Raw genomic sequence first — 23,518 nt, forward strand, 5'->3', positions numbered from 1 at the left:
TCTTACCTCATTTCTATCGACTATTTTCCGTACTTTGTTTTCCTCGTTTCCATGAACGTAAGAGTTCGGAGCCAAATTCCCCATATTGAATCGCTTGAACGAATGGTTTCGTTCCTGGAAGTGATCCATCTTCTTCAAATTGCTTCGTTCGTTTCGTCAATTCTTCACTCAAGTACTGACTAGAACGTCCGACGTTTTCAATTGACGAGAAAAGCGGCGTCGTCGCATCCAATTTCACTTGAACATCTGTTGCCAACTCTTCCGTTTCGTTTAGTAAACCATTCACATATTCCAAGCTCTGATCCAAGTTCTCTTCCACTCGCTTCGCTGTTTTGGTGACCGTCAGTAACAAATGGGACGACTTCACAAGCAACATGGAGAGGTAGATGGCTACGATCAAAAACGCAATGGCTATAAATAGCACGCCAAGATACGCCATACATCCTTCCTCCTTTCCACAGACTGTATACATCTTATCATTCTATACCACTCAGGGTTTTTCTAAAACATTAAAAATCCTATGCTCCACAATGGAAGCATAGGATACAGTTGCTTTTACTCTTCATGACGGCCGATGCAGCGTTCGCACTCCACCAATACCGATTCGTGTTTTTCCGTGAACTTATCTCCACACTCCGGGCAAACCTTTTCAACCTTTTGTCTTTGCTCATTATTCATTTTCATCCTTAATTCCTCCATTCATTTTCTGTGATACACTGTACTGATACAGCAACTTTTATTGATACTAATATATAACAGGTTGAATAGATTTGTCACTGCTTTTGGATAAAAGCTAGTATTCCGCGATAGAATGCAAAAGAGCTGGATGAATGAATAAATATTTAGAATTGAATAAAAATTTAGAGCGCTGATTACTCGGCGCTCCGAATTTTTGACTCCTACATCATTAAGCCGTACACAATTACGGCTGCGATAATAACGAGAGTGACCACAAAAACTGTCCACTGCGCGTTATCCGGCTTCTCGGGCCTGCTGTCCCATTTTTGCATACAGTAACGCTCCCTTTCTTATTTAAGCTGGCTGCCTCTTCTCTGAGTAGTTTTCCCCTCGCTTTTTAAATTAAACACTAACTGTATTAGATCTAGCAATCGCCAACGAAGAATAGTACTAAAAATATTAAATTCTTGTCCCATTAATCTCCATTGAAACCCCTTCAAACCAAGTAAACGCTTACATATTGAGGTGTCGTTAAAATAAACGAACAATTTGGAACTTTCTTATGTTCATTCGGATTTTTTCATGTTATTATGAGTAAACGTTGAATTGTTACGGAGGTTAGATGATTAATTATGAAGGTGAAAACTATGGAGTCGAAAAGTATTCAAGTGGAAGATATCTTAATTGCCAACCAGCTGCTGAAAGATGTAGTAGCCCATACGCCGCTGCAAAAGAATGAGCGTCTATCGGAAAAATATGACTGTCATGTGTATATTAAACGTGAAGACTTGCAACATGTCCGTTCCTTTAAACTGCGCGGTGCGTACTACAAGATGAAACGTATAGAAACGGAAGCACGGAAGTCAGGTATCGTTTGTGCCAGCGCTGGAAATCATGCGCAAGGCGTTGCGTATGCGTGTGCTCACCTCGATATTGACGGCAAAATCTTCATGCCTCAGACAACACCTAAACAAAAAGTGAATATGGTGAAAATGTTTGGACGCGACCGTATCGAAATCATATTGGTCGGAGACACATTTGATGATTGCTTCGAACAGGCAATTGAATTGGTAGAGAAAGAGAAACGAATCTTCATTCATCCATTCAATGATCGGGACATCGTGGCCGGACAAGGAACCGTCGCGGTAGAAATTATGAACGATATTGAAGAACCCATTGATTATGTCTTTGCAAGCATCGGAGGCGGCGGTCTCATGTCGGGCATCAGCACATACATCAAAAACTTATCTCCACATACACGAATGATCGGAGCAGAACCAGCAGGTGCTTTAAGTATGAAAACTTCCATTGACGCACAGAAAGTGGTACCGTTGCAAACGATCGATAAGTTTGTCGATGGAGCTGCTGTTAAATGTGTCGGTGACCTCAACTTTGATATTTGCATGAGTTACGTAGACAATATTGTCAGCGTGCCTGAAGGTAAAGTGTGCACGGCCATTTTGGATTTATACAATGAACACGCCATCATCGCGGAACCAGCAGGAGCTCTTCCAATTGCGGCCCTAGATTTCTATAAAAATGAAATCAAAGGAAAATGCGTCGTCTGTGTCATCAGCGGCGGGAATAATGACATCGGACGGATGCAGGAAATCAAAGAAAAGTCGATGATTTATGAAGGCTTGCTCTATTATTTCCTCGTCGACTTTCCACAGCGTGCAGGAGCTCTACGTCAATTCCTCGACACCGTGCTCGGTCCTGATGATGATATCACGATGTTTGAATACACGAAGAAAAACAACAAAGAAAGCGGTCCTGGACTGGTTGGTATAGAGATTAAACGTAAGGAAGAATATAAAGGTCTAATCGAACGAATGGAACAGAATGGATTTCCTTATAAAGAAGTGAACAAAGACAGCTCTTTATTCGGACTGCTGATCTAAGTCATATATACCGAAAAAGCCTGATGCTTACCACATCAGGCTTTTTTCGTGCTTGAAATACCAATTTCAAAATGTTTCCTGGATAAAATTAATGGGTAAATTACTACTAAAACCATACATTTATGCACATGCTCTACATACATAAGAAGTATTTTTATGAAATCTACCGAAAGGCGGCGACCCGGCTTTGAGCAATCGGCATAGAAAAATAAGTGTTGCACTTCTCTTTGTAATTCCCCTGCTTCTACTGGCAAGTCTCGCAGTTCCTCATTTCAAAACACTTCAAACGGGGGCTGATGTCTATTTGCAAACCGAACCGATCACGAAAGAGGACGCAAATGAAAACTACATCGTCTTACGTTATGAAATTGAAAAGGTCCTCAAAGAACAGATGACGGACAGTTTAGTGGAAACATTGAAACAACCGTCCGAATTGGGGATGACAAAAGTCTTCGGCGTATTGGAAAAGCAAGATGGAATAGATCAGCTGGTCACTTTAAGCGAGAAGGAACCCACAGACGGTGTCTATTTAGAGGGCTGGTTACCTCAAACAACTGAACGGGAATACCGGGAAAGCGAACATTATATCGTGAACTTCGGCCTGGATCCTTTTTATGTCCCGAAAAAAGGACATCGTGTAGCAGCGCAAGGGCTTCAGGACGGAACCACCACTGCACATTTTAAAGTGCGAGATGGCCATGGCATTTTACGGGAGATTGAAACGAAGTAAAAAGAAGCAGAATCGGGAGAATAAAAATATAAATAGCATCAAAAACTGACCAGAAATCTGAGCGTTTTTGATGCACTATCTTATTCATAAGAGTGGCGTTCTCTGCTCAACAATCATGTCTGTTAATCGAATTTAGACTAGCTGTTCACTTGTCTGCAGGAGTCGCCGCCTTCCTTTTTAATCACCTAGGAGACCGCTTGGAGTTTTTATCCAGCAATCGCGTTCTATAATTGAATAACGAAGATCATTGATATAGATTATAGACTCATTTTGTTATCAATAGAGATTTCTTCGTCATTCACTAAAATACGGATGGTATTGTACTTTCGATCTGTCGTTAAATAATATATCTTGGACCGATTATAGAATCAAGTTAGTCATCTAAATTCAAACAAGACAGTGCTGGATGTCTTTTACATCTTGCATTCGCCAATTATCCACATCGTAATGTCCGTCAGCTCGTCATGCTCAGTAAATTGTTCACTAAGCATATCTGTAAGTATATTTTCCATGAAGTATTCCACACAGCTCATATCTTGAAACAGCAGGATGGTCCGCAATGCTTCTTCGTAGATTTCCAAAAACAACGGCTCCGGATTTCCCTTTTGAATCTCACCAAATGATTCATAAAGCAAATCAATTTTATCAGCAATTGCCAAAATACGTCCTTCCAGTGTTTCATCTTTCCCTTCTTTGAACCGTTCCAAATAAATGGCCTGATACTCAACCGGAATTTCTTTTTCCACAAAATTTCTTGTCATTTCTTCTTCTACTTCACTGAACAGCTGCTTCAACTCTTTTGAAGCATATTTTACGGGTGTCTTGATATCTCCTGTGAAAAGTTCCGCATAGTCATGGTTCAATGCCTTTTCATACAAGGTTTTCCAGTCTACTTCCTGTCCAGATCTTTCTTCGACCGTCCCAAGAAATTGAGCAATTTTTGCTACCTTAAATGAATGACTGGCCACTGAATGCTCTTGATATTTAAACTTTCCTGGACAACGGATAATTTGTTCCAAATCTGACAAGCTTTTAAAATAGTGATGCACGCCCATCTTATTCATCTCCTTTCTGTAGTTCCTGAAACTGTCATATGTATATTTCCCTGTTTTGACTAAAATAAGCCGATGAAGGATACCTGTGTACGAAACTATTTCTTTTGTTTAAACCGTCCTATTAAATTAAATAATCATGAATGTGTTTCACACGGGCAGTTGTATAATGATATGGCCACAATTTGTAATTCCATTTCAACACAATGATTTTTAAAATACCAAACATTGTCGATTCTTATCGGTACTATTGTTTTGTAAATAGGAGAAGCTACTGAACTAGCCTAGATTATACATTCACTTTTAGCACGACAAACAAACCGGTAATAGAAAGTCATCTTAAATAATATACATATTAAACCGATCACTAAACTCTATGATCAAATATATGTCCCCCCTTTGCACAACCAAGAAGGATGAACGCAAAGCTTAAATTAAAAAGTATCCAAAACCAGTTTTTAATGTCAATCACCTTCTCCTACATAACTGTTGCCATCCCTGATTGCCAAAACCCAAAATATTAATTCTTCATCGCATCATCTGATTATAAATATAAAAACCATATAAAACGGGCAACAACAATCCGAGTGCCAAACAAGTAACTGCTGCTAACTTTGACTGTTTAGCAAGACGTTCATTATTCGATCTTAAACTTTGGAAAAATGTAAGAGTAAAATAAAAACAAATAATGATTAAAATTGTTGAGAGCATACCAATCCAATTTCCTGCTCCCATAAAAATCATATCGTTCATCCTGTCTATCACCTCTTTCAGCAATCTGGCCTGAGTGATGAATGGGCGCAAATCCTTAGTGCGGAAGCGCATCCGCTTCTGAAAATCTTTTTAAGAGTTATATCCAAAGGAAACTGCAAATACCAATGCAAATATTGATAAAAAGATTATAACTGTACAAATTGTAGTTATTATTAAGGTTAAGATTTTAGGTATGTCAGAGCGTCTTTTCCAAGTAGCTAAAAGTAAAAATAAACATACAAGAAGAATTATTAGAAGAATTGAAAAAAGCATGTAACGATCTTTAATTATATACCATAAGCCCATGTAATCTGCTCCCTTCCAACGAGTTAGTACTTAACAAAATGGCCAGTTTGCGGCACAATCCTTGTAAAGCAACTGCGCCCGTTAATTTAATAACTTCCCACTTCTTGATTATCCATTTTTAATTGTTGATTCAGATCATCAACTTTTTTCAATTCTTTCAAGTTGATTTTTTGTCTATTAATAGAAGGGAATAATAGTATAATCGAAACGACGATTGGCACTGATCTTTATTGAAGAAAAGCGCCTGAGTGCAAAACAGTACAATTCAATTATAAATTCCTTTCCGATTCCTTGTGTATAATGCTCGAAATGAATTCAACTGCAAAGAAAACAAATAGACCGTTCCAAAAAATCAAACTAGGAGAAAATAAAGTACTTACTGTAAATAAATAATAAAAATAGTATATAGCTGAAACAAGTAGGTCAGCGTAAAAACCAAAAATCCCCCATTCTTTGCATTAAAAGAAAATACTATTCTATTATTTTTAATAAGTAACTCTCCTTGCACGTTTGGCTCACTCTCCTGTTAAGCAATCGCGCCGAGTTAGTTAAATATAATCATGATTTAAATTTTACTGTTGTTATATTTTCTTATCACAGTTACCAAAATTGCAATAATAAAAACGATGACACTATTTGCCAATAAATACTGTCCCACTTGCATGCCATAAAATATTGCAAAAGGATCACGAATAATAACTATTGCTAATGCACCACCAATTGCACTAAATAAAACTGCTAGTAGTAATATTGTAAATGCAGCAAAATATAGGTTTTTCTTTTTTTGTAGTATATAAATCCAATAATATTTGCAATAACGATAAAGAAACCCCTAAGTATTAAGAAGAAATCAACCATTTAATCCCCCATTCCAAACCTACCTTTAACCAATATACAAACAAATGTAATTAAGATTGTGGATATATAAGGTTAAACCGGCAAACCTTCATAATATCCACTTCACTTTAAAATTGTTATTAAACAGATTGGTCTGTTTATGAAAACAGTATAATCACGGAAACACCACTGTCGTCTCCAATTCTCATCGTTTAAATTTTTACCTAACCGCTTCTGGTTCCTTCATAAACCAAGAAATATAGGAACATTGTCTGCAAATCAATATAGTCGCATCGCGGTTTGCCCAGTCAAGGCCAAACAGCGTTGCTCCCCTTGTGTTGAGTTGTCTATAGTCTTTATCGAAAGTATCATTTTGACAGCAAGGGCAAACAAGTTGAACGTTTCCTACTCTATATTTCATAATTTCTCCTCCTCAAATTGACGCATGAAATTTCCACATAAGCTATTAAACAATATTGGTCCGATTGAACAATAAGGTAATTCACTGCCGCTGCAAGTGGGAACTTTCATAAAAGGTCGTTGCAAAAATATTAAAGTTGCTTCTGAAAGTATTACGTAAATTACCAAATAAAATATTCAGTTCACTTCTCGAAAATTTATTCCCATCTTTTATATACCTGATTTCTTCTTCCAGCCTTAAAAAATTATTTATTGTATCAACCAAGTACACTTTAACTTCACTTGAATAATCTTTCTTAGCAATCAAGCTCAATTATGTGTCTCTGCTCTGTTTTACATCGACAAGCATCTCATCTAATTTATGTTGATCCATCGATACTGGATCTGTACCGATTAGCCAGTCCTGTTCAAAAATCGGCAGAATATATTGGGTCTGCATTACGGTTACGTCCTGATCACGGTTACTATATTTTTCAATTCCTTTAGCCAAGTTCTTCTCGTATGATTCAGTGAATTTATTGAGAATATCTTCATATGTTTTATCGTTATGGTATAAAACCTCAGTCGGTTTGTATGTAAAAATTTTATATATACTGAAGTGAGAAAATGGATAAAACCAAGACATGAAAAGTATGAATAGCACTGCGACTGTATCCAGCCCCCAAAAATCCGTATACTTTTTATAGCCATTTAATTCCTCTCGTTGAGATAAGCATACTTCAGAAAACCGCTTAAAATGTAAGAAATGATTATTCCTACCGATGCAATTTCTAAAAGCAATAGTAGAATGAAATAATAAATACCTTCGCTACGATAGCCTTTATTTTTGACGTTCAAGTAGTAAAGAAACAAAAATATAATATCTATTCACAATAACGTTGGAATAAACCATTTATATTCAAGAAAAAAGTTTTGCTGAAGTTACCGACTAAACTGGTTAAAGATATCAGCAAAAACAGCGCTAAATTAAATGCTATTCTTGCGCCCGTTAAATGTTCGTCTGTATTATAGTCCTTCTTCAAAAGACAAACCTGCACATCATACAACCTATAACGCTTTACAATTCACGGATTTATTAAGGTTTAATTTAAAGAGCATTACAACGAAACGGCTCTGTTTGTTGAATAAAACATTTTCTTATAATCCATTTTAACACAAAATAAGTATTTCCTTTCAAATTATCCATAAAATATTAATGTAAATAGCAAAAAACGCTCAGAAATATGAGCGTTTTTTTGACGTATGTTTACTATACTTATTTCACCAACCTCCGTCGTTATCTTAAGTAGATTTCTTAACAAATTACAAACAAAAAAGCACCAAAGCCCTGAATGCCTTGATACTTTTGTGATACGGTTGAAAGAACTCGTTTCTCTCTAAATTCCGTAGATCAGTGTTACTACAATGACTTAGTGTAGATTAATTAAATTTGGCAGAAATACTGGCAGTGAAATATTTCTTTAACGAAAATAAATAAAAACATGTATACTTTTTTCAAACCTCTGCGTCTGATGTATGTTAACAACATAAAGTAGGTGGCCACTTGCAAATCCAAACGATTGAGGACCTGTACCGGGAGAAGTCTCGTGTCATATTCCGTTACCTAATAAAAATTGGATGTCCGAAAGAGGATGCTGAAGATATCGTACAAACCACGTTTTCTAAAGCATTTGAGCATATGATTCATCTGAATGTGGACAATCCTTCTGCGTGGCTCTTTAGGGTATCTATAAACAATTATTACGATTTATGCAGGAAACAAAAACGATACCCGCATGCGCAAATAGATGAAAGTTTCTTTGAGAATATGTACCAGATGGATGAGGACGGGGAACAAATTGTGCTGAAGAAAGAACATAAAAATGAAATTGAAACAGTTTTGAATCAATTATCGCCTACACAATCGAACTTGCTACTCTTGAAATATGAGCTCGATTTATCGTACGAAGAAATAAGTGTCCTACTAAATATGAAAGTTGACACAATCCGAACGACGCTATATCGCTCACGGAATACTTTTAAACAGAAATGGAGTGAGTTTGTTGAAAGACAATCATGAATTGGACGATCTTTTCAGTTTTGAGAAAAACGAAAAAAACCTCATTACGAAAGCAAAACAAAAAAGTACAATCCGTATGGTCTTTATTAGTGGATTAGTCTCTCTGTTGGTACTAACACTCATCATATTAGTGAAACTGCAAGTGACACCTTGGTTGTTGAACAAGGAATTGATAGCCCAAGAAACGTACTATGAAGTGCACGGTGCCAATTCGTTTATTGGTCCTTGGGAAGAGTCAATTCAGATTATTGGAAGCAAAGCGACAGCTCCTCAGTATAAATTATTGGACGGGCGACCTGTATACCTTGGAGAAATCTCGAATAACTCCGATAAAATCGAAGTGCATCTCACGCCGAACGAATACGAAACGTATAGTTACCTTGGCGGAAAAGTGATGAATTTTATTCACCCAGAAGTGAAATTAAACCACGTCCCGAACGAATTAAAGAATATCGATATGTTTCAGGATCATCAATTAATTGAAATGGGACTTTCATTTGATAAAGCTTATTCATTGGATGAAGTGAAAGCAATGTTACCAAAAGATATATCCTTACAATGGGCGTGGGTTGATGTTTATTCCGTCGAAGAAGTCAACTCGTTACAAACTTCAGAGCCTCCCGCAAATATATTTACGGAAAACGAAGTCTTCGGGTTTTCATTGGTAGACAAAACAGGCATCAGATTAAAGGATCCTGTTAAGGAATTCATGGAATCTGTGGTGTATGGGAAAAATCACATGGGGCGCTATAAAAGAGATATGGCAACGTTCTACGAAACACTGACCGAGCAAGGTGAGGTTGATGAAACAAATATTAAAGTCATCGGGTCGGTTGTGGTCGGAAAAAAAGTAGCACTTAAACAATTACAGAACGAATCCGGCGTCCGTGCATCGAGCATAGGTGCAGTCGTCGATTCATTCAAATAAAAGGAGATAATACAATGAATAAACCAGTACAATGGATCATTTGGGTAGTGGCATTGGTTGCCATTAACATTCCCACAATTTTGATAGCCTCATTTTCACTCTTTGGCACAGCAGAAGGAACAAGCATTTTTTCAGTCGATTACTTCATTGCGGCAGGTATCTTACTTTTAGGTAATATCATTATACTCCAACTATTTCTTGCTATTCGTAAAAACCGTTACCAAGCATTTGTCTATGGTTTAAGCGTGGCAGTCGCGCAGGCTATTGGTTTTTACTTGATCGGCATGTTTTATTTTAAAGTCGGACCAATCATTTTGGGGGCAAGTATCCTTTTGGCAATCAGTTTGTTAATTAAGGAAATAAAATATCGATCACAATAAAAAGGATGGGAGCAGATTTAATTTCTGCACCATCCTTTTTTATGAATGAAGTTCATTTAATTCTTCCATCCGATCCTTCGTTGGAATCCTATGTTCAATGGTAAGTATCGACATTCACATCTTAGTTAATTGCAAATCTAGTTTTGCTGAATGACCTTGTATGCGCTTTACACATCTACATCGTTAAGCACATTCCTGCTAATACATCGATGTTGGGAATCGACGTCTCCATTAGTTTAACTTAACACTTGTAAAAGTGTCTTGTAATTTTTATCGTCTTACTGGGCAGCATCTGATTTATCCATAATTATGCTGCAAGAAATATTCAGTTTGTGCCAAACCCAGGCTTGAAAAATTTGTTCTAATTCTTTCTCCAATAATCTTCTATCTATTTTCTCATCAATTTCCAGCTCTTCAAAGGTAAATGTTTCTGTCACCTCAGTACCGTCATACTCAGAACTATTGAAAGAAAAAGTTACTGTTTTAACCACAGTTCTAACCTCCTCGCTTACATCGCCATGATCTTTGTTGAATACTCGTTCAATATGATTGACCAAACAATCTGGGCTAATAGTTGAACTTTACAAAAAAATATGGAAATTAATGACTTAAAAGTGATGAAAAATCATGGAAGGCATTTACCATATCATCACCTAATGGATGAGCAGTTTCTTGAGATTTCAAAGGCAATATTCCTTCTTCTTCAAGTTGTTTCAGATATTTTTTAAACCCTGTAGAGATAGCTGAAATATACTTTTTTAGGTTAAATTCATATTTAAAAACACCATCTGGAAAATGGCTTACATGTTCAATAAAAAGGTTTGTACCATCAATGGAAAACAAATAGTAATCATAGTTTCCATGACAAACTAATTCCGCCTCACTAATTTCTCCTTTATATAGCGAGGAAAGAGTTGAGAAAAAAACCGGGATTGCTATAAAACCTATACCTGATTTAAAACTAAATAATTGTGTGCCATTTGTAACATCAAATTGGATATCTCCATTACTGAAACGAATATCAATAGAACAATTATAATTAGACACCATAAAACCCACCTCCATTAATAGCTGTATTAAATGGCATTTGTGTTCAAGATCAGGTTACTTCATACTATAATTCTCGCGATTAATTTTTCATTTCGAAAGTGTAAATTTACATTGTCATCTAATGTATATAAATTACTGTCTTTTTGAGCTTTTGCCCAGTGATCGAAAGCTTTCCGACGTTTTACGTCATTGTAATGTGGACACAGAGTACCTTTTAATATTCCTAAGCCTTTAAATTCTTCGTAGTACTCTTCCCCGTTTTTCTCACTAAAACAAGTGTCGAACCAACACATTGCTCCTGCACTTATTCCAGCTAAGATGACACCATTTCGATATGCATTTCTTAATACAGCGTCGAAATGAGCTCTTTGCCAAGTTCTTAGCATGTATTGCGTGTTGCCCCCACCTACATACACAATGTCTAAGGAGTTTATAATTTCTTGGATGTTTGTTGATTCAAAGTCTTGAAATATAATGTGGCTTGCCTGTTCTGTTTTAAAAGTTTCATAAAATTTATTAATATACTCCTGAGCATCATCACTTGCCGTAGCAATAAATGCGATTTTTAACTTTTTTTCTTTGCGTGAAATTTTTAGTAAGTACTCGTCTATATAAGCTTTCTCTTCTTTAGAAAAACCACCACCGGAAATCGCAAGAATATTTCTTTCCACGTATGCTATCACCCTTACACTTTTATTTTTCTAATAGTTCTATTACCGAAAATCATGGGAGTTAATTCTTACGTGCTAATTCAAATAAAATAAAGCTAAAAACGCTACTATACATAGAACTATTATAATCACACGTCTTTGCTTTTGTTTTAACTTAATAGCTTTTTTCTCTCAACCAATCTGAATTGTAATCTCCAATAATAACTGGTTCCTTCACATTGTTTCCCATATCACCTTACAAACTATATCTCCCATTATCGCCCCGTATATTAATATCCTTATTCTGTCAAACGGCCAGTTTGTTGAAGAAAAAACCCTCTCTTAATTCCCCGCACAGACCCTTTCTAATATTTTAACTTATTTTACCACAACTTTTCCTAAATCCTACAAGAAACCTATTTATTCTCATAGTAAGCAAACCGCTACCTAAGATATATACAATTTGTAATCATTTCCATCATGCCAATTAACACCATAGCGTTAATATAGATGTGAATTGCACATCGATTCATATGGTAAACACCACAACACGTTGACCTAACAATAAAAAAGAAACCCAATTCATATGCGAATTGAGTCCCCAAAAATATTATTAATTATTGTTTTCTTCTCATCATGAAAACTCGTACCTGCACCTTTATTTCATTAAAGACCCAGTGAAATATACTTCACTTCCAAATATTCATCGATCCCATGATGCCCGCCTTCTCGTCCAAGCCCACTTTGTTTAAACCCGCCAAACGGTGCTTGCGGGGCAGATGGCAGACCGTCATTCAGACCGACGATACCGTACTCCAAGGCTTCACAAATTCGGATTCCCTCTGAAATGTTTTCAGTGAAGACGTAGGCAGCCAACCCATAGATGGAGTCATTGGCACGCTGAATCACTTCTTCTTCCGTTTCAAACAACGTGATCGGAAGCACCGGACCAAATGTTTCTTCCTTCATGCAGAGCATTTCATCCGTTACATCTGAAAGCACAGTAGGTGAATAGAACAAACCATCGATCTGTTCTCCCCCTGCCACGATGGTCGCTCCTTTGCTTTTCGCATCCACTACGTGTTCTTCTACTTTTCCAATCGCAGCTTCATCGATTAAAGGACCGATCTCCACGCCTTCTTCTACTCCATTCCCAACCTTCAGCGCCTTCGTTTTCTCACCGATGCGCCGAGTAAATTCCTCAGCTACTGACGAATGGACGTAAATTCGGTTGGCACAGACACAAGTCTGGCCTGCATTACGGAATTTCGCAGCGATAATCCCTTCTACTGCTTTATCAAGGTCGCTATTCGCCATTACGATTGCCGGAGCATGTCCGCCGAGTTCCAATGAAATTTTCTTCACTGTATCGGCAGCCCCTTTCATCAGCGTTTTTCCCACTTCAGTAGAACCGGTGAACGTCAGCTTGCGCACACGCCCATCCTGTTGCCAGGCACCCGCAATCTCACTGGCACTCCCGGTTACGATATTGACAACACCGTCAGGAATGCCTGCTTGGTGTGCCAACTCGACTAAACGAAGAGCTGTCAAAGGAGTTTGAGAAGCCGGCTTCAACACGACCGTACAGCCAGCGGCAAGAGCGGGTCCAACTTTCCGTGTAATCATCGCAGCCGGAAAGTTCCAAGGTGTGATGGCTGCAATCACGCCAACGGGCTGCTTATGAACAAAGAGCCGCTTTGTTGAGTGGGTTGCAGGGATCATTTCACCGTAAATTCTCTTCCCTTCTTCCGCATACCAGCTAATAAAACCATTCGCATAGCGCATTTCACCCAATGCTTCTGACAAGGGCTTTCCTTGTTCCGTCGTCATCGTCGTGGCTAAGCTCTCTTCATTTTCCGAGATCAATGCGTGCCATTTCATCAAAAACGCACTGCGTTCATATGCAGACAGTGCAGACCACTCTTTTAGCGCAGCAGAAGCTGCGTCCACTGCCTGCACCGCTTCCTTTGCTCCGCCACGCGGTACCATTGCAATCTTTTCGCCCGTCGCAGGATTGGTCACATTCATCTGCGGTAAATCTGAGCCGATTAGCTTTCCATTGATGATCATTTCAACTACATCCATCGTACATCTCTCCTTTATTTCGAATCGTTTACACGTTCAACAGGAATATCTGCCACTATATCGTTTAATACCCAGCTGGCTAAAATCAAACCAGCGACAGAAGGGCAAAAGGCATTGGAAGCTGGGGGCATCTGTGCTTTTCGAATGGAAGCATCAGGATTTCCAACGGACTCTACGACATCTTCCCGAATAACGATCGGACTTTCATCAGAGAACACGACGGGCACTCCTTTTGCAATGCCTAGCTTTCTCAAACGAAGGCGAATGACCTTTGCAAGCGGGTCGGTATGAGTTTTTGAAATATCTGCGATTCGGAAGCGAGTCGGATCCGTTTTATTTGCAGCCCCCATGCTGGAGATTACTTTCACTCCTCGTTTTAGGCATTCTTGGATCAGATGAATTTTGTAACTGATCGTATCCGACGCATCGATGACGTAATCCGGTTTATAAGAGAAAAATTCCTCTGCTGTTTCTTCCGTATAAAACATATGTAGCGAGATGACTTCACACTCTTTATTAATATCCTCAATCCGTTCTTTCATGACGCCAGCCTTCGATTTTCCGACAGTTGAAAGGTAAGCGACCAATTGACGGTTAATATTTGTAATGTCAACTGTATCCTTGTCCACCAAAATAATGCGTCCAACCCCTGTCCGGGCACATGCTTCCGCCGCAAAGGAACCTACGCCTCCTACACCGAGGATCGCAACGGTCTTCCCTTTCATCCGCTCGACGCCTTCCTTGCCGATTGCTAACTCATTTCTTGAAAATTGATGTAACATAGATACCCATCCTTTAAAGTAATTTGTCTTATTCCCTATGTTAATGCAGTCATAGCCCACAGTGCAACTAACTTAATTGAAGCGCAAAAAACCTCCTGCAGATGCAAGAGGTTGGAAGTTTGCAAGAAAGTAAAATCCCGACTGTGCCGTCTTTGGATATCGCTTTGAACCCGCATGTAGCAGGTGGGTGTCTTATCCAGCTCTTTTGACGTCCCGATTAAAGGCATGCCATCCAAGTTGGAACAGCAGACTCCCGACGATAATATGTTGGGTCAAAACTGATTGGCAAATGACGAACACTTCAGGATTTTTACTATCTTTATCCTATCATATACTATTTCATAATTCAATCAATTTGAATACAGTCTTTCAAAAATAGTAGATTCCTCACTTTTTTGCTGGTTCAGCTACCACTTTAATCCCTAGTTCTTTTAATTGTGCATCATCTACGGAACTTGGCGCTTCCGTCAACAAATCACTTGCGCTTGCTGTTTTCGGGAATGCGATAGTGTCACGCAAGTTTGTGGAGCCCGCAAGCAACATGACAATCCGGTCTAGACCGAATGCAATTCCGCCGTGTGGAGGTGTTCCATATTCAAATGCATCCATTAAGAAACCGAATTGTTCGCGAGCAGATTCCTCAGTGAAGCCAAGTGCCTTGAACATTTCTTCCTGTACTTCACGTTGGTAAATACGCAATGATCCTCCGCCGAGTTCGTAGCCGTTTAACACTAAGTCATATGCTTGCGCTTTTACCGACTCGGGATGAGTTTTTAACTGCTCAACATCAGCAGGCATAGTGAATGGATGGTGCGCTGCGTAGTAGCGGCCGTCTTCTTCATCGTACTCGAATAGTGGCCAGTCTGTAACCCATAGGAAATTATACAGAGACTGATCGATCATGTCCAAGTCTTTTCCTAATTTCAAACGCAATGCGCCCAATGAATCCGCGACAACAGATTTCTTATCTGCACCGAAAAGGAATAAGTCACCCACTTCTCCTTCTCCAGCTGCCTTAAGTGCTTCTCCAATTTCCCCATCAAAGAACTTTGCAATCGGTCCATTAAAGCCGTCTTCCGTTACTTTCAACCAAGCTAACCCTTTCGCTCCGTACACTTTTGCATACTCGCCAAGCGCATCAATATCTTTACGAGAATATTTCTCTGCTGCCCCTTTGACGTTGATTAATTTCACCTGTCCACCCGATTCGACTGCTCCGGCAAATACTTTGAATGAAGAGTCTTTGACGATTTCCGATACATCCGTCAATTCCATTCCAAAACGAGTATCCGGTTTGTCTGAACCGTAGCGGCTCATCGCCTCATCATAAGGAAGTCGCTTGAATGGTGTTTCGACGTCGACCCCTTTTACATCTTTCATGACTTTCTTCATTAAACGTTCATTCATCTCTAAAATATCTTCAATCGACATAAAGCTCATTTCCATATCGATTTGAGTAAATTCAGGTTGGCGGTCTGCACGTAAATCTTCGTCACGGAAGCAGCGTGCAATTTGGTAGTACCGGTCGAAGCCAGATACCATCAATAATTGCTTGAATAGTTGCGGTGACTGCGGTAGTGCGTAGAATTCCCCTTCATGCACACGGCTTGGAACCAAATAGTCTCGCGCGCCTTCAGGTGTTGATTTCGTAAGGATTGGCGTCTCAACTTCCAAGAAGCCTTCATCGTCCAAGAAATTGCGGACCGTTTTCGTGATGTCTGAGCGCATTTTGAAAATACGTGCAAGTTCAGGACGGCGAAGGTCTAAGTAACGGTATTTCAAACGCGTTTCTTCCCCTACGTCGGTGTTGTCTTCAATTGTGAATGGCGGATTTTTTGCTTCATTGACGACTTTGACGTCGCTTACTTGGACTTCGATCGCGCCTGTTTTCAGGTTCGGATTTTTTGTTTTTTCCGCGCGTTCGATGACGTGTCCTTTGATTTCGACGACGTATTCGTTACGCAGTGTTTCGGCAATCTCCAGTGCTTCTTTAGAAATATCCGGGTTGAAGACAGTTTGGACGATTCCTGCACGGTCACGGACGTCGATGAAGATGAGTCCTCCCAAGTCGCGGCGTTTTTGTACCCAGCCTTGGAGGGTGACTTCTTGTCCGATTTGTTGTTCTGTTAGGTTTCCACAATAATGTGTGCGTTGCATGACGACTACACTACCTTTCAATTCTTTGTTGTTGGTTTTAATTGCATTTGCATTAGCGTTTAAAACTGGTACATCATATCCACCCACCGTTGATTTCCGTTGCAGGCGGACGCTTTCCGCGGGGCGGGCGGTGAGCCTCCTCGGTCGCTACGCTCCCTGTGGGGTCTCACCTGTCCCGCTAATCCCGCAGGAGTCGCCGCCTTCCACTACAATCAACTAAAGTCTTGGAAGATAAATAAAAACACCGATCCTAATTATATTACTTCTTCAGTTCTTCCAATAAATCATCTATGGATACTTTTTTCTGCTGTCCGTCTGCCATGTTTTTTAGTTGGACGGAGTTTTCGTTTACTTCGTCTTCGCCGATGACGATGACGTAGTTTGCTTGCAGGCGGTCGGCGGATTTCATTTGGGCTTTCATTTTGCGGTCCATGTAATCCATTTCGCTGCGAAGGCCGTTTTCTCTAAGTTTTCCGATGAGTTCGAAGCCTTTTGTTCGGGCTGCGTCGCCTAATGTGACGAGATAGACGTCTAGTGACGGTTCATCTGTCCAGGATTTTTCTTCTGCTTCTAGTGCGAGCAGGAGGCGTTCAATACTCATGGCAAAGCCGATACCAGGTGCTGGTGGTCCGCCGATTTCTTCTGCTAAGCCGTTGTAGCGACCGCCGCCGCAAAGCGTAGTGATGGCGCCGAAGCCTTTTGATGTGCTCATGATCTCAAATGCAGTGTGATTATAATAATCGAGTCCGCGGACTAAGTTTGGATCGTATTCGTATTCGATTCCTGCTATATCCAAGTACTGTTTTACTTTTTCGAAATAAGCCGATGAGCTTTCATTCAAATAGTCTGCTAAAGATGGAGCAGTTTCCATCAACGGATGCTCTCTGTCCACTTTACAGTCTAGTATGCGCAGCGGGTTTTTCTCCAGACGGTTTTGGCAGTCTTGGCAGAATTCTCCGATGTGCGGAGTGAAGTGTGCGATGAGTGCTTCCCGGTGTGAGTTTCTGGATTCCTTATCACCGAGTGAGTTCAAGACGAGTTTGATGTCTGACAATCCTGCGCGCTTATAGACGGTCATTGCTAACTCAATCACTTCAGCGTCAATAGCCGGATCATCACTCCCGATTGCTTCTACGCCAAATTGTACAAACTGACGATAGCGTCCCGCTTGTTGACGTTCGTAACGAAACATCGGTCCTGTATAAAATAATTTTACAGGTTGATCTGCATAGCCGAACATTTTATTCTCAACGAATGAACGAACGACTGCCGCTGTGCCTTCAGGACGCAATGTCATCGAGCGATTGCCTTTGTCTGTGAATGTGTACATTTCTTTTTGTACGATATCGGTAGTATCACCGACTGTGCGTTGGAATAATTCGGTTTGTTCAAAAATAGGTGTGCGAATTTCTTTGTAATTGTAAACATCACAAACAGATTGGATGATGTTTTCGACACGTTGCCATTTCCAAGAAACATCAGGCAAGATGTCCTGTGTACCCCGAGGAACTTTGAAATTCATGTTCATAACCCCTTTCAATGACCTAATAGTTGCGGGTGTCCTTTTCAGAAAACATAAAAAAGCTCCCATCCCTAAAAACATAGGGACGAGAGCTTGTAGCTTCCGCGGTTCCACCCAAATTGACACATACTGTGCCCACTCGAATCCGGATAACGGCCGGTTCCGTTCATGCCTACTAATTTCAGCACAAAACCTCCATGGTGTTGTTCGCCTTACTGTTCTGTCAAGGAATTTCAGCCAAGTTCCCTGTTCTCTTTCCAGCCGTTCGTAAAGTTACTTTCCATCTCATCGGTATGTAGTTCGATTCGATTATTTCCTATGTTAATCACTTCTACTCAAACTGTCAACTTTTTTATCTAATTGTGGCGTTTACTGCGGCTTGTTCGGTACAATACGAAGTAAGGAGGTGAAGACATGAGAAAATATCGCTTTGGTTTAATAATGTCTCTAGCACTCTTATTATTTTTCAGTAGTCTCCCAAGCGGCTTAGCGGAAACCGTTGAAGTAGATTCGCCGACCCTTAATGTACGCAGCGGGCCTGGGCTCACCTATCCTGTTGTCGGTCAATTAAAAGATCAAGATCGCTTAACTATTTTAGAGACCGATGGAGATTGGCTGAAAATCCAGTTTGGAGAGGAACAAGGATGGGTTGCAAAGTGGCTGACGCGCTCTGCTGAAACGAGCGAACAGTCAAAGGAAGTCGTATCGAAAGTCGATTCACTTAATATCCGTTCCAGTCCTTCCGTTCAATCTGCGGTCATCGGAAAAATGCGTGCAGGTGCGATTGCGACAGCTACCGGTCAAGAAGGTGATTGGATTTCAATCATACTGGACGGAAGAGAAGGCTGGGTTTCTGCTGAGTATGTGTCGGAAGCGAAGGAATCTTCATTCGCAGCGTCGGGTGAAGAGGAAGAAATCGAACAGCCTACCGTATCTAAAGAAGTAACTGATCCCGATGAATTTACAGTGGCGGTTGAAAAGCTCAATGTTCGTAAAAAAGCGACACTGCAGTCAAAAAAACTAACACAGATTAACAAAGGCGATACGTTCCCTGTAGTGGCAACTGATGGCAATTGGGTGCAAGTCCAATTGGATAAGAAAAAGACAGGTTGGGTCTATTCATTCCATGGGCATCTTTCGTCGAATCAAACAAAAGTAGCATCGACTGATGAGACCGACCAAGGAATCGTTACCATCCTGACAGATGGAACGAATTTACGTGAAGAGCCTTCTACTTCATCGCCGGTCGTTTTCCGAGTGAACGCAGGTGAGAACTATCCAATTATCGACAAGCAGGACGATTGGTATAAAATTTCATTGCCAAACGGCCAGCAAGCATTTGTAGCGGAATGGGTAGTGACCACAACGGATTCTTCTTCCCCAACTGGGCAAAAGCAGACAAAACAAGCTCGGGTCAAAGGGACGCTGAAAGGGTTGACGATTGTGGTGGACCCGGGACATGGTGGACATGACCGAGGGACAACAGGCGCCCATGGTTCGATCGAGAAAGATTTGACGCTTATAACAGCAGAGCTGCTTGCAACGAAGCTTCAAAAAGCAGGGGCTGAAGTAGTATTAACACGGAATTCGGATACATATGTATTGCTTGGAGCGCGTGCTTCCATTGCACAGTACCATGATGCGGATGCGTTCGTCAGTATTCATTATGACGCGCATGTAGACCCATCGATTTCAGGATTCACGAGTTATTACACGCGATCTGAACAACAGCCGCTCGCAGAAGCTATCAATAAAGGGTTAGCTTCTACGATCACGTTACGAGACCGCGGTACGCAATTCGGAGATTTTCATGTGTTGCGCGAAAATAACCGAATTGGCGTGCTGGTAGAACTAGGATACTTATCGAATTACAATGAAGAACGCCAAATCACGACCAATCATTTCCGTGAACAGGCTACACACGGTATTTATCAAGGATTGCTGGATTATTTTAATTGAGTTGAATTGAAGATTACGAGATGTTGAACAGATAGTCAGCACATCCAACTTAAAACCCCAGCAAACTTCACATAGGAAGATTGCTGGGGTTTACATCTAGTAGATCCAGTTCGTAAAGTATTATTCGGATTTGCTAATTAAAAGGTGACAGCGCAGAATGTTAGACGAGAACCACCAAGTCAAAAGTGCCGTACTCTTAGTAGAAGGTTGCACTAAATATATACCTTCATCATTCTTGAGCGTTTTCATCACTTTTGTATTCTAAAATATCGCCTGGCTGACAATCCAAAGCCTTACAAATTGCCTCCAAAGTTGATAATCGAATCGCTTTTGCCTTGCCATTTTTCAATATAGAAAGATTGGCCATCGTGATACCAACTCTTTGTGAAAGCTCCGTTACGCTCATTTTCCTTTTAGCCAACATCACATCAATATTAATTATAATCGCCATATTATTCACCTCAGACCGTCAAATCATTTTCGGATTTAATATCGATCGCATCTTTTAAAAGCTTTTGAAGAACAGCAGCAAAGACCGCGATCACCATGGATGCACCGACCATGACCAGCCCAATTAATATGAGACCCGGTGCGTCATCCCACTCCGCGATGATATAAACCAATGGCAGCGCGATCACATACAAACCGCTGATTGAGAGGGCATAAGTTTTAATTTTTTTCAGTGCCCCTACTGACAATTCCGAAAAGGCTTGGTTCTTGTCAATATACGTTAATAGTCTAAATGCCTGATACAATGCAAAGTAAAACGGGAGCACCGATACATACATAACTACTAAAAGGCCTACTATCACATAACCCAACTTTGCACCTTTCACGGCCTCTGCAATCGCTACACTCGCGAGTTGGGGCAGCGCAAAGATGCACAAAGCAAGAACAGGAAGGCCAATAAAAATAACAGCTATCTTTAAAAATAATGTTGAACCATGTTTCACAAAAAGCACCTCGCATATTTAGTTTCTATTTGAGAATAATACAACATTTATCGAATTGCAATAAATCTTTATCGATTTCCATACATTGTTGTGAAGCTCTTTGAATTTCAGCCAAAGGTAAATAGCATTCCTCATTGCAAAAGAAATGCTGATCACTGTAAACAATTCAATTTGACCTTTACGATAATACTTCACAACGTAAAAAAAGCTGACCGAATAAATATCGGTCAGCCTTTGTATTTTCTTATTGATTTCCTTTTTTAACCCATTCCGCAACTTGCACTGTACGCTTCGCTTGATGTTTGACAGCCGCTTGGACATCTTCAATCATTTTTCCATCCTGTCCTACAGTTACGCTAGTTCCATACGGGTTTCCACCTGCTCCAAATAGGACTTGGTCTGTATAACCAGGAGTTGCGATAATAGCTCCCCAGTGCATCATGGAAGTATATAATGATAAAAGAGTCGCTTCCTGACCACCGTGTGGGTTTTGCGCGGAAGTCATTGCGCTTACCACTTTATTCACTGTTTTTCCACCAGCCCAAAGCCCGCCTTGAATATCAAGGAACTGCTTCATTTGTGATGGCATGTTTCCAAATCGAGTCGGAGCGCTAAAGATGATTGCATCTGCCCATTCAAGATCTTCTGATGTTGCAACTGGAACGTCTTTCGTTGCTTCAACAGTAGCTTTCCATCCTTCGTTCCCATCGATAACGGATTGCGGTGCCAATTCTTGTACTTTTAGTAATTTTACTTCTGCTCCAGCTTCTTTGGCTCCTTCTTCTGCCCATTTTGATAGTTGATAATTTGTTCCACCCATGCTATAAAAAACTACTGCTAATTTGACGTTTGACATATCTTTATTCTCCTTTGTTCTCCCGAATATTTTATTTAAAATTCCCATATATGATTTCCTCTTTTCGTTTAGTTATAACCACCTCCTTTGAATATATTTGATATTCAATATTTTGCCCTGCAACATAATTCAAGTACAAAATAGTTGAGAGGATGTGTATTCTAAGTTGTTTTACTGTAAACCTTGCTAGAGCCGCAAAAATTCATCCATTCGTTTGAAAACCAAAATTACTAGTGAAAGTTTGTGTTCCAGCCTCTGGTTTTATTCTTTAATGAATTCCTTCGTGCTTCTTACTGTATCAATCGGACGAACCAATTTTTCTATTTCTTCACGTTTAGGCTCCAGGAATGGAGGTAAAGATAATTTTTCCCCAAGCGTTTCATAAGGTTCATCTCCCATAAAACCAGGACCATCTGTCGCGAACTCAAATAAGATTTGTGGTGCAACCCTTGAATACAATGACTCAAAGAAATGGCGATTTATATAACCAGATGTCTGAAATCCAAAACTATTCATCCGGTCAATCCATCCCTCAAGTACTGAACGATCCTCTACGCGGAAAGCCGTATGGTGTACTGTACCAAAGCCTTGGCGGCCCTCAGGAAGAAGCGTATTATGTTCCACGATGACTGAGGCACCATTTCCGCCTTCACCTACTTCAAATAAATGAAATGATTCTTCTTGAGCTGTCTCTTTAAATAATAAAACTTTTTCCAGCATTTCTTTAAAATAATCAAAATTCGCAATCCGGATAAAAACAGGTCCTAAACCAGTAATCGCATACTCAAGTGGGATCGGACCCTTTTGCCAAGGCGTACCGGAATCAATCCCTTTGTTCACTTCATCTGAAATCAATTGATACTGTTGATCATCAAAATCAACGAAAGAGAGAGTTTTCTTGCCAAACTGTTCTTTGATCCCTGTATGATTGACTTCTAAACGATCAAAACGTTTTACCCAATAATCCAATGCAGCGTCACTCGGCACTCGGAATGATGTTTTTGAAATCTCGTTTGTACCATGCACTCCCTTTGGAATGCCGGGAAAGTCAAAGAAGGTCATGTCTGTGCCTGCACTGCCTTTATCATCGGCAAAGAATAAATGATACGTTTGAATATCGTCTTGATTCACCGTTTTTTTAACTAAACGCATGCCTAAAACATAAGTGAAAAACTCATAGTTTTTTTCTGCGCTGCTAGTGATCGCTGTAACGTGATGTATTCCTTTGATTTCCATTATATATCCCTCATTTTTCTCTTATCTAAATAAGTAATTTTTTCTTTTTCATCATGGGTTAGTTTGGGTTAGCTACAAGAAAAAACACGTGTATTTTCTTGAATTGATAAAGATCAGCTAAAAAAAGCGTTTTTTTCAATTTTTAATGCACCCACTTCATATGTCTCGTATTAGAGATATTGGACAAAAAATAAAATCCATTCGTTAACTCTGTTTCACTTTAC

General features: G+C 39.9%; 23 protein-coding genes, 1 other RNA gene and 1 other annotated feature. Of the genes, 6 read left to right on the forward strand and 18 right to left on the reverse strand.

Annotated elements, in window-relative coordinates; translation table 11 throughout:
- Positions 1-13 precede the first annotated feature (13 nt).
- Positions 14-439 carry a DUF948 domain-containing protein gene (locus MKX97_RS09155; RefSeq protein WP_040758073.1) on the reverse strand — a complete coding sequence of 142 codons (426 nt, stop codon included), beginning with the start codon at positions 437-439 and terminating at the stop codon, positions 14-16.
- 116 nt (positions 440-555) lie between these two features.
- The gene (gene yhfH / locus MKX97_RS09160) at positions 556-684 is read right to left on the reverse strand and encodes a protein YhfH (RefSeq protein ID WP_143759236.1); all 129 of its coding nucleotides are present in this window, start codon (positions 682-684) and stop codon (positions 556-558) included.
- A 626-nt stretch (positions 685-1,310) separates the two neighbouring features.
- On the opposite strand from yhfH, the gene ilvA reads away from it, so the two are divergent.
- Together ilvA and MKX97_RS09170 are read left to right on the forward strand one after the other, a co-directional pair.
- A complete protein-coding gene (gene ilvA / locus MKX97_RS09165; RefSeq protein WP_342535817.1) occupies positions 1,311-2,579 on the forward strand; it encodes a threonine ammonia-lyase IlvA in 1,269 nt (422 codons plus the stop codon).
- A 187-nt stretch (positions 2,580-2,766) separates the two neighbouring features.
- Positions 2,767-3,309, forward strand: coding sequence for a GDYXXLXY domain-containing protein (locus MKX97_RS09170; RefSeq protein ID WP_009496503.1), 543 nt, complete (start codon positions 2,767-2,769; stop codon positions 3,307-3,309).
- A gap of 413 nt (positions 3,310-3,722) precedes the next feature.
- On the opposite strand, the gene MKX97_RS09175 is transcribed toward MKX97_RS09170, so the two are convergent.
- The 4 genes from MKX97_RS09175 to MKX97_RS09190 all read right to left on the reverse strand — a co-directional run bounded on the left by MKX97_RS09175 (position 3,723) and on the right by MKX97_RS09190 (position 7,320).
- Entirely contained in the window at positions 3,723-4,364 is a 642-nt protein-coding gene (locus MKX97_RS09175; protein ID WP_342535818.1) for an HD domain-containing protein, read from the reverse strand.
- Between the two features lie 525 nt (positions 4,365-4,889).
- Entirely contained in the window at positions 4,890-5,114 is a 225-nt protein-coding gene (locus MKX97_RS09180) for a hypothetical protein (protein WP_050804617.1), read from the reverse strand.
- 1,363 nt (positions 5,115-6,477) lie between these two features.
- Positions 6,478-6,678, reverse strand: a complete 201-nt coding sequence (locus MKX97_RS09185) for a hypothetical protein (RefSeq protein WP_009499533.1) — start codon at positions 6,676-6,678, stop codon at positions 6,478-6,480.
- A gap of 312 nt (positions 6,679-6,990) precedes the next feature.
- Entirely contained in the window at positions 6,991-7,320 is a 330-nt protein-coding gene (locus tag MKX97_RS09190; RefSeq protein WP_342535819.1) for a hypothetical protein, read from the reverse strand.
- 900 nt (positions 7,321-8,220) lie between these two features.
- Between MKX97_RS09190 and MKX97_RS09195 the strand changes: the two genes are divergently transcribed.
- From MKX97_RS09195 to MKX97_RS09205, 3 genes are read left to right on the forward strand one after another with little or no spacing between them, the layout of a single operon-like run.
- Positions 8,221-8,736, forward strand: coding sequence for an RNA polymerase sigma factor (locus tag MKX97_RS09195; RefSeq protein WP_342535820.1), 516 nt, complete (start codon positions 8,221-8,223; stop codon positions 8,734-8,736).
- A complete protein-coding gene (locus MKX97_RS09200; protein ID WP_342535821.1) occupies positions 8,720-9,664 on the forward strand; it encodes an anti sigma factor C-terminal domain-containing protein in 945 nt (314 codons plus the stop codon). Before MKX97_RS09195 ends, MKX97_RS09200 begins: the two co-directional genes overlap by 17 nt.
- Before the next feature lie 14 nt (positions 9,665-9,678).
- Complete coding sequence (locus MKX97_RS09205; RefSeq protein WP_342535822.1) at positions 9,679-10,044, forward strand: hypothetical protein; 366 nt, start codon at positions 9,679-9,681, stop codon at positions 10,042-10,044.
- Between the two features lie 278 nt (positions 10,045-10,322).
- Here MKX97_RS09205 and MKX97_RS09210 read toward each other — a convergent pair whose 3' ends face one another.
- The 8 genes from MKX97_RS09210 to hisS form a co-directional block, all read right to left on the reverse strand.
- Positions 10,323-10,535, reverse strand: a complete 213-nt coding sequence (locus MKX97_RS09210) for a hypothetical protein (protein WP_342535823.1) — start codon at positions 10,533-10,535, stop codon at positions 10,323-10,325.
- Between the two features lie 109 nt (positions 10,536-10,644).
- Positions 10,645-11,094: a hypothetical protein gene (locus tag MKX97_RS09215; protein WP_342535824.1), complete on the reverse strand. Its 450-nt coding sequence runs from the start codon at positions 11,092-11,094 to the stop codon at positions 10,645-10,647.
- Between the two features lie 59 nt (positions 11,095-11,153).
- On the reverse strand, positions 11,154-11,765 hold the full coding sequence (locus MKX97_RS09220) for a peptidase E (protein WP_342535825.1): 612 nt from the start codon (positions 11,763-11,765) through the stop codon (positions 11,154-11,156).
- Positions 11,766-12,410: 645 nt separating this feature from the next.
- Positions 12,411-13,829 (reverse strand): NAD-dependent succinate-semialdehyde dehydrogenase, encoded by a 1,419-nt coding sequence (locus MKX97_RS09225; RefSeq protein WP_342535826.1) that lies wholly within the window; start codon positions 13,827-13,829, stop codon positions 12,411-12,413.
- A 14-nt stretch (positions 13,830-13,843) separates the two neighbouring features.
- Positions 13,844-14,611: a tRNA threonylcarbamoyladenosine dehydratase gene (locus MKX97_RS09230; RefSeq protein WP_342535827.1), complete on the reverse strand. Its 768-nt coding sequence runs from the start codon at positions 14,609-14,611 to the stop codon at positions 13,844-13,846.
- A 130-nt stretch (positions 14,612-14,741) separates the two neighbouring features.
- Positions 14,742-14,922, reverse strand: a non-coding RNA gene (ssrS, locus tag MKX97_RS09235) — 6S RNA.
- A 76-nt stretch (positions 14,923-14,998) separates the two neighbouring features.
- On the reverse strand, positions 14,999-16,768 hold the full coding sequence (gene aspS / locus MKX97_RS09240; RefSeq protein ID WP_221836705.1) for an aspartate--tRNA ligase: 1,770 nt from the start codon (positions 16,766-16,768) through the stop codon (positions 14,999-15,001).
- A 259-nt stretch (positions 16,769-17,027) separates the two neighbouring features.
- A complete protein-coding gene (gene hisS / locus MKX97_RS09245) occupies positions 17,028-18,290 on the reverse strand; it encodes a histidine--tRNA ligase (protein ID WP_342535828.1) in 1,263 nt (420 codons plus the stop codon).
- A 78-nt stretch (positions 18,291-18,368) separates the two neighbouring features.
- Positions 18,369-18,588: a binding site (T-box leader), on the reverse strand.
- A 116-nt stretch (positions 18,589-18,704) separates the two neighbouring features.
- Between hisS and MKX97_RS09250 the strand changes: the two genes are divergently transcribed.
- The gene (locus tag MKX97_RS09250) at positions 18,705-20,249 is read left to right on the forward strand and encodes an SH3 domain-containing protein (RefSeq protein ID WP_342535829.1); all 1,545 of its coding nucleotides are present in this window, start codon (positions 18,705-18,707) and stop codon (positions 20,247-20,249) included.
- A 229-nt stretch (positions 20,250-20,478) separates the two neighbouring features.
- On the opposite strand, the gene MKX97_RS09255 is transcribed toward MKX97_RS09250, so the two are convergent.
- From MKX97_RS09255 to MKX97_RS09270, 4 genes are all read right to left on the reverse strand, one after another.
- Complete coding sequence (locus MKX97_RS09255; RefSeq protein ID WP_009497437.1) at positions 20,479-20,700, reverse strand: helix-turn-helix transcriptional regulator; 222 nt, start codon at positions 20,698-20,700, stop codon at positions 20,479-20,481.
- 10 nt (positions 20,701-20,710) lie between these two features.
- A complete protein-coding gene (locus MKX97_RS09260; RefSeq protein ID WP_040759186.1) occupies positions 20,711-21,202 on the reverse strand; it encodes a DUF2975 domain-containing protein in 492 nt (163 codons plus the stop codon).
- Between the two features lie 244 nt (positions 21,203-21,446).
- Positions 21,447-22,058: an NAD(P)H:quinone oxidoreductase gene (gene wrbA, locus MKX97_RS09265; protein WP_040759591.1), complete on the reverse strand. Its 612-nt coding sequence runs from the start codon at positions 22,056-22,058 to the stop codon at positions 21,447-21,449.
- Positions 22,059-22,319: 261 nt separating this feature from the next.
- Complete coding sequence (locus MKX97_RS09270) at positions 22,320-23,297, reverse strand: ring-cleaving dioxygenase (RefSeq protein ID WP_143759355.1); 978 nt, start codon at positions 23,295-23,297, stop codon at positions 22,320-22,322.
- Positions 23,298-23,518 lie beyond the last annotated feature (221 nt).

The organism is Sporosarcina sp. FSL K6-3508, assembly GCF_038615825.1.
GTDB lineage: Bacteria > Bacillota > Bacilli > Bacillales_A > Planococcaceae > Sporosarcina > Sporosarcina newyorkensis.

Excerpts from the sequence above, each read along its gene's own strand:
- MKX97_RS09155 (WP_040758073.1), bottom strand. The coding sequence starts at position 439 with ATGGCGTATCTTGGCGTGCTATTTATAGCCATTGCGTTTTTGATCGTA.
- yhfH (WP_143759236.1), bottom strand. The coding sequence starts at position 684 with ATGAAAATGAATAATGAGCAAAGACAAAAGGTTGAAAAGGTTTGCCCG.
- ilvA (WP_342535817.1), top strand. The coding sequence starts at position 1,311 with ATGAAGGTGAAAACTATGGAGTCGAAAAGTATTCAAGTGGAAGATATC.
- MKX97_RS09175 (WP_342535818.1), bottom strand. The coding sequence starts at position 4,364 with ATGGGCGTGCATCACTATTTTAAAAGCTTGTCAGATTTGGAACAAATT.
- MKX97_RS09180 (WP_050804617.1), bottom strand. The coding sequence starts at position 5,114 with ATGAACGATATGATTTTTATGGGAGCAGGAAATTGGATTGGTATGCTC.
- MKX97_RS09185 (WP_009499533.1), bottom strand. The coding sequence starts at position 6,678 with ATGAAATATAGAGTAGGAAACGTTCAACTTGTTTGCCCTTGCTGTCAA.
- MKX97_RS09205 (WP_342535822.1), top strand. The coding sequence starts at position 9,679 with ATGAATAAACCAGTACAATGGATCATTTGGGTAGTGGCATTGGTTGCC.
- MKX97_RS09215 (WP_342535824.1), bottom strand. The coding sequence starts at position 11,094 with ATGGTGTCTAATTATAATTGTTCTATTGATATTCGTTTCAGTAATGGA.
- MKX97_RS09225 (WP_342535826.1), bottom strand. The coding sequence starts at position 13,829 with ATGGATGTAGTTGAAATGATCATCAATGGAAAGCTAATCGGCTCAGAT.
- MKX97_RS09230 (WP_342535827.1), bottom strand. The coding sequence starts at position 14,611 with ATGTTACATCAATTTTCAAGAAATGAGTTAGCAATCGGCAAGGAAGGC.
- aspS (WP_221836705.1), bottom strand. The coding sequence starts at position 16,768 with ATGCAACGCACACATTATTGTGGAAACCTAACAGAACAACAAATCGGA.
- hisS (WP_342535828.1), bottom strand. The coding sequence starts at position 18,290 with ATGAATTTCAAAGTTCCTCGGGGTACACAGGACATCTTGCCTGATGTT.
- MKX97_RS09250 (WP_342535829.1), top strand. The coding sequence starts at position 18,705 with ATGAGAAAATATCGCTTTGGTTTAATAATGTCTCTAGCACTCTTATTA.
- MKX97_RS09255 (WP_009497437.1), bottom strand. The coding sequence starts at position 20,700 with ATGGCGATTATAATTAATATTGATGTGATGTTGGCTAAAAGGAAAATG.
- wrbA (WP_040759591.1), bottom strand. The coding sequence starts at position 22,058 with ATGTCAAACGTCAAATTAGCAGTAGTTTTTTATAGCATGGGTGGAACA.